This window comes from Lactobacillus porci, assembly GCF_009695985.1.
Taxonomy (GTDB): domain Bacteria; phylum Bacillota; class Bacilli; order Lactobacillales; family Lactobacillaceae; genus Lactobacillus; species Lactobacillus absianus.
In genome coordinates, this window is sequence record NZ_VUMX01000055.1 from 1 (window position 1) to 3,722 (window position 3,722).

Below are 3,722 nucleotides of genomic sequence, written 5' to 3' on the forward strand. Positions count from 1 at the left end.
GTGGAAGCCATGTTCGAGAGCGTGAAAGAGATCTTCCAACTGACAGAAGAGCAGATGGAAAGGTTCACCAAAGCTTTCATTTCCCGCCTCCCGAAGTACATGCAAGAGGCTATATCGCCATCACTAGCAGCATAATTGAATATTTACTGGTTAAACTATTGAGTTTTCAAGGCTTCATAGTTCTTTTTGGTGTGGGAAGTTTAAGTTAATAATCACCAAGTTGATTTTACCAAGCTGATTGCTGAGAGAATGAACAACATCATTCCCGTTTACGATGTCAATGAACTTGGTCAAACGATTGCGAATTACGATGCAATTGTAATGACAAAGAACAGTGGTGAAAGTAGCAATAATAAGAAGTTTAATGCAGATCTAGAGGAGATTGTGGATCAGCTAATGGAGGGAAAATAATAAGAGGGTAGTAATTCTTTCAAATTAGCGAATTAATACTTATGGCTCTTTTTTGCAAGCATATGGGTTAAAAAAGCATTTTGAAGTAATTAGGGTGCACAAGATCAATTTGTGAAAACAGTAATTCCTGCTGATGGTGAGAGAGACTTCAAAGATATTAGAGGCGTTTCATGGCGAGAAACCATTGTTAGAAAACTTTGTTTCGTTAGGTATAAGAAGAATTGTGCTAATAACTATTACCTATACATTCCTAGATTAATATCGTCGGCAGTGAAATATAGGGCGAAAAAGGTAAATGCTAAGCTTAAAAAGATAATTTAGCTAAGTGAAGGTTACTAAGCCATAATGCATTTTGTATTAGTGATGGAGCTAATGCTAGGTTTCATTACTAATACGTTTTTTAAGCAAATAGATCAGTATTAGCAACAACGGTCATGATTATATCGTGTAGCCATTAAATTCTAGAAAAATGATGTTGCTGATGATGAGAAACTAAGGAGACTTCGCATGGATAATCTCAAAACGCTAATCAAAAAAGATTGTGCGGCATATTCAGGAATGAATTGGCAAGATGTCAAGTTCAACCACATCCTCGTTAGATACATCAAGACACCGGGGTTCAAGGTAACCTGCCATATGCGTTACCTTAATAAAATTAGCCACCACAAAGGCTTACTCTATTTTCTTGAGAGAATTCATTATCGAAATCTTCAAGTCAAATATGGCATACAAATAGGCTATAAATTGACTGTTGGGGGGGATTTTCTATCAATCATTACGGCGGAATTGTAATAGGCCAAGGTGCGCATATCGGTGAAAACTTTAATATTCGTCATAATACAACAATAGGGCACGTTAACGGTAAAAACCCAACTATTGGTAACAATGTGACGTTAGGCGCAGATGTGGATATCATTGGCGGCATTACGATAGGAGATGACGCCATGGTCGGTGCAGGTGCAGTCGTTGTTAAAGACGTTGCTCCTCATGAAATTGTGGCTGGTAATCCAGCAAAAGTGATTGGGTATACTAAAGGACATCCACAGATTTAGAAATTGTGTTACTGGTCTTCTGACTTGAGGAAGGATTATATGAAAAGAAATTTTCAGAACTATATTAAAGAATATGGCTTAAAATTGTTTGTATCAAAGGCGATTAGAAGACAGTTTTTGAATAGCAATTCGTCTTTAGGTCAAAAGATTAATGACTATAATGAAAAATTAGTTAGTGAAAAACTGCAAAAAATATTTAATGAAGAAGAAATTGATGAGACTGGTTTGTTTGAGGTAAAGAAAAAATTTGATACTTTGCCAATCTGGATTATGTGGTGGCAGGGTTATGATAAGGCCCCTGATCTCGTTAAAGCCTGCATCAATTCAGTTAAGCGAAATAATTCAAGCCGTCCAGTAATAGTTCTAAGTGAAAGTAACTATGAAGAGTATATAGGGATACCGAAATATGTCAAGGAGAAGTATGAACTAGGCTATATAACTGTTACACACTTATCTGATATGATTAGAGTAGCCCTTCTTTATATTTATGGTGGCGTATGGTGTGATGCAACGATTCTTGATGTTGCAGAAATACCGCAAAAGGTGTTTGATTCTGATTTCTTCACGATTAAGACGGGATTGAAGACCAAAGAGCCATCACACGGAGAATGGACAACCTTTTTCCTGGCAAGTCAGCCAGGAAATGAATTGATGAGGCAAATTGCAGTTGATCATTACAAGTTCTGGAAACAACATAATGAGCTAATTGACTACATTATGTTTGACTATATTATTCGAATGATTACACAGCACGAAAGTCAAACCGAATCACAAGTTAAAGCCGTACCTAAAAATAACCCTAATGTGTTTAAATTGATTCAATATATCAACGAACCATATCAAGAGGTTAGCGAGCAGATAGCTGATTTTGAAAAAAATACAAAATTGTTCAAACTAAGTTGGAAAGCAGAAATTAACAATCAGGGTGGTACCGTATATCAGCATATCATTGGTAAGTATCTGGAATAGTCTGATTTTTTATAGTGGAAATTGAAACTACAGTTTAATTAGCATCAAGTGCGTCGAAACAGATATGAATTGACACTTTTGCATTTTTCAGAGAATTTATGTGTGGCGATTCATATTCTACGGACTGCAATATTTTTGTCACTAAGAATAAAACGTTGCGTAATATAGAGAAAAAATAAATGCTTTTTAGAGTATGAGGTAATAAAGTTGTCTAAAATACAAGAAAATAAAATTAGTGTAATCATTCCAGTTTATAACGTAGAAAAATACTTAGAAGCGTGCGTGCAAAGTGTTTTAACTCAAGAATATAAAGAAACAGAAGTAATTTTAGTTGATGATGGATCAACGGATAATAGTGGAGCGATTTGTGATCGACTTCAAAAAGAGAACCCTGAAATTATAGTTATACATAAGCAAAATGCTGGTTTGGGCCTAGCGAGGAATACAGGATTAGAAGCGGCGACAGGTGAGTTTGTTACATTTTTGGATTCCGATGATATATTATATCCTACAGAATTATTAGATCTGTATAATGCAATGATCAAAAACAATGTAGATTATTGTAAGGGCGGTTTTAAAAGAATCAAAGACGATGGAACTCTTATTGGTCTCTTTAAGTATGAGGATGAGATCTTTGCGGGAGAAGATGCTAGATTGTCATTGCTGCCAAGGTTAATTGGTTCATCACCCAAGAAGCATGATAGTATTGGAATGTCTGTTTGGGGAAGCTTGTATAAAAATCATATCATCCAAGAAAACAATTTACGCTTTCCTTCAGAGAGAGAATTAATGTCGGAAGACATAGTCTTTAATATAGATTATTTTCAATACGCAAACGGCGGATGTGTGATTTCATCTACTGAATATGGATATCGATATCGTCAGGATGCATCATCTTCATTGACGATTGCATATAGATCTGATCGCTTTGCTTCAACTATGAAATTATTCGAATATTTACATAACAAAATGACTCAATTAGGTTACGGTGAGGACACTCTTTTAAGAGTAGATAGAAATCTGTTTGTAAATTTAGTAGGATGTATTTCTCAAGAGGGGATGAATGTTGTCCCCAAAGCAGAGGCACTTAAACACATAAAAGATATATGCCAAAATAGAGAATTAAACGAGGTTATTGAAAAATATCCTGTAAATGAGTTAGGTGATGTGACCCCCAAAATTGGGACATATTAGTATTACGCCGTTAAGGTTGTTAGAACATGATTCCGATATTCAATCGGGGTCATGTTTTTTCGTCCTGTTTTGATTCTTACGTTGTTGTAGTAATCG

The 3,722-nt window shown here is 35.5% G+C and carries 5 protein-coding genes and 2 pseudogenes; 6 read left to right on the forward strand and 1 reads right to left on the reverse strand.

The genetic code is table 11. The features are described from left to right. From FYJ62_RS11025 to FYJ62_RS10190, 6 genes and pseudogenes are all read left to right on the forward strand, one after another. Positions 1–209 (forward strand): annotated as a pseudogene (locus tag FYJ62_RS11025) (hypothetical protein); the annotation flags it as partial. After that, positions 205–411 (forward strand): annotated as a pseudogene (locus tag FYJ62_RS10170) (glycosyltransferase); the annotation flags it as partial. The pseudogenes FYJ62_RS11025 and FYJ62_RS10170, both read left to right, overlap by 5 nt. 507 nt (positions 412–918) lie before the next feature. Continuing rightward, the gene (locus FYJ62_RS10175; RefSeq protein ID WP_154549552.1) at positions 919–1,203 is read left to right on the forward strand and encodes a hypothetical protein; all 285 of its coding nucleotides are present in this window, start codon (positions 919–921) and stop codon (positions 1,201–1,203) included. Between the two features lie 83 nt (positions 1,204–1,286). Continuing rightward, complete coding sequence (locus FYJ62_RS10960) at positions 1,287–1,463, forward strand: LbetaH domain-containing protein (protein WP_326832037.1); 177 nt, start codon at positions 1,287–1,289, stop codon at positions 1,461–1,463. Between the two features lie 39 nt (positions 1,464–1,502). After that, positions 1,503–2,432 (forward strand): capsular polysaccharide synthesis protein, encoded by a 930-nt coding sequence (locus FYJ62_RS10185; protein WP_154549553.1) that lies wholly within the window; start codon positions 1,503–1,505, stop codon positions 2,430–2,432. A gap of 207 nt (positions 2,433–2,639) precedes the next feature. Beyond that, on the forward strand, positions 2,640–3,626 hold the full coding sequence (locus FYJ62_RS10190; protein WP_154549554.1) for a glycosyltransferase family 2 protein: 987 nt from the start codon (positions 2,640–2,642) through the stop codon (positions 3,624–3,626). A 2-nt stretch (positions 3,627–3,628) separates the two neighbouring features. Here FYJ62_RS10190 and FYJ62_RS10195 read toward each other — a convergent pair. Continuing rightward, positions 3,629–3,722: IS3 family transposase (locus tag FYJ62_RS10195; RefSeq protein WP_130137146.1), on the reverse strand; the 94-nt coding region annotated here is incomplete at its 5' end.